This is a genomic window from Vibrio sp. 10N.286.48.C11 (genome assembly GCF_041469805.1).
Taxonomy (GTDB): Bacteria; Pseudomonadota; Gammaproteobacteria; order Enterobacterales; family Vibrionaceae; genus Vibrio; species Vibrio crassostreae_C.
The window spans coordinates 1-2,247 of sequence record NZ_JBFRLK010000145.1 but is presented as its reverse complement, the minus strand read 5'-3'; the positions used below and the strand labels follow the sequence as shown (position 1 = coordinate 2,247).

At 41.8% G+C, this 2,247-nt stretch carries 2 protein-coding genes; both read left to right on the top strand.

The genetic code is table 11. From position 1 onward, the window contains the following. Nucleotides 1–270 precede the first annotated feature (270 nt). Complete coding sequence (locus AB4209_RS22215) at nucleotides 271–696, top strand: septal ring lytic transglycosylase RlpA family protein (protein ID WP_372057411.1); 426 nt, start codon at nucleotides 271–273, stop codon at nucleotides 694–696. Nucleotides 697–1,138: 442 nt separating this feature from the next. Beyond that, complete coding sequence (locus AB4209_RS22210; protein WP_017062680.1) at nucleotides 1,139–2,152, top strand: manganese-dependent inorganic pyrophosphatase; 1,014 nt, start codon at nucleotides 1,139–1,141, stop codon at nucleotides 2,150–2,152. Nucleotides 2,153–2,247 lie beyond the last annotated feature (95 nt).

Below are 2,247 nucleotides of genomic sequence, written 5' to 3'. Positions count from 1 at the left end.
CTCCTCCTACTCGATTTTGTGTGCTTTTTAAGTGCTCCATCATGTGGTGGTGGTTAATAAATCAACATCTTTAAGGCATTGTTAAAGTTGACGTTTTGAAGATAAAACCTTTCATGAATATGACTGAAGCGAGCGTGCTTCATGAAAACATTGCGGAATCACACTAGTGATAGCCTTCGCTGAGAACTCATAATACTCAGTTCAATACTGCTGAACCGCACTACAATGAAAATAGATAAACATTACATGAAGAAGATCTACTGAAATAGCATGAAAAAACTAAACCTTATCTTTGCCGCTTTTCTTATTACTTTGCTTGCCGGATGCTCGTCACATGCGGCCGTCGATACTTCAAAAACAAAGGGCTATGCCAATTCACATGCGCTTGTGGGAGTGGCTTCTTGGTATGGCGATAAGTTCCATGGAAGGCTCACAGCAAGCGGTGAGACGTATAATATGAATGCGAATACTGCGGCTCATAAAACCTTGCCATTCGGCACTATCGTGAGGGTGACCAATACAACTAATAACAAGTCTGTTGATGTGAAAATTAATGATCGAGGCCCTTATGTAAAAGGCCGAGTGATTGACCTTTCCCACAAAGCATTTTCTCAAATTGGTGACGTTAAGAAAGGCGTAGTAAAAGTCAAAATTGAGATCATTGATGACAGTAACACCTTTCGATACAAGCACTAGAATCCCCTCATAACCTTCCCTTGGTTGACATCTACGATCCCTTACCAGCAACGGGAAGGGGAGGAAAAAAACCTCGATCTCGATGATTGAATAGCATATTTATGCTTACTCGATAAGGCTGCTTTTGCAGCCTTTTTTGTGCCTTTCGATAATCCATTTTTAATAAGATTATCTTATTTTCAGTATGTGGGTTGATGATGTTATGTGGTCAATAAATCAGTGTCTTAGCTTTCTTATCATTAGGGTTCATTGAAATTCATTGTGAAATAATGAAAAGCTAACCTAATCCAAGTTGAGCTTTGGTGTGATTAACAGTGAAAGCCTAAGGGCAATTACATTTAGTTACTTACTGAAGTAAAACTGAAATATTGGTGACACGGTTCTGAAATTTTTGGTGTTTAGCTTATCGGCTTCTATATCGCATTTAAATAAGGAAATACCCGTGAAGCTAACCCCTGTCGTTGCAGCCGTAATTATGTCTTTCAGTTCAGCAAGTTTTGCTTTTAGCTTGCAACAATCTGCCAATGAAAACAGTGAAGATCTCGTATGGACAGGGCACCTAAGCCCAGACAGCGACACGGTAATGTCTGCGATGCTCGCGGCTCATATTTATGGTGGTACGGCGACAGTGCCTGAGCCGATTAATCCTGAATCGACGTTTATCTTGAACTACTGTAATGCAGAATCTCCACGTGTAGAGACAGATTACTCTTCATACCGAGTGGGGCTGGTTGACTTCAACCAAGTGACTCAATTAGCACCAACTATTGATCAAGCATCCATTGTGGCAGTGGTCGATCATCATGCGATTGGTGGCTCTCCAATTAACACCCCGCAGATTGTCGAGATGGATATCCGAGGTTGGGGTTCAGCTGCAACTATACTGGCTGACAATGCTGAAAAGCTCGATGTGACATTACCTAAACACCTCGCTTGTGTTGGCTTGGGTGCGATTCTTTCTGACACAGTGGTATTCCAATCAACAACTACAACAGATCATGATCGTGAATACGCAGAGAAGCTGGCGAAGGTTGCAGGCATTTCAGATATCGAAGACTTCGGTCAACAGATGTTGGTTGCTAAGTCAGATCTTAGCCACCTTTCATCTGAAACCATTCTGACGCTGGATTACAAAAACTTTAAGTACGGTGGCAAACAGGTGGGTATCGGTGTTGCTGAAACACTAATGGCTCAACAACTGATTGACCGTAAAGACGATCTTCTAGCAGCAATGAAGACTTACAAAAAAGAGAACGGGCTAGACCATCTGTTCTTTTCAATCACAGATACCAAGAACAAAGAAGCGAACTTATTGTGGGTGGATGAAAGCGACTATCAAGTCATCAAATCGGCTTTCAACGCTGAACCAACAAGTGACATGCTGACTTTGGAAGGTGTCACTTCACGTAAGCGCCAGATTGGCCCTGCGGTTCAAAAGGCAATTGAGAGCTTGTAAGTAGAAAGAGAGTTTGGAGGGGATTGGTAGAAATACCAATCCCTTTTTTAATTATTGGGCGTCTAAATGGGATTTGGACAATAACAAGTTAGGAG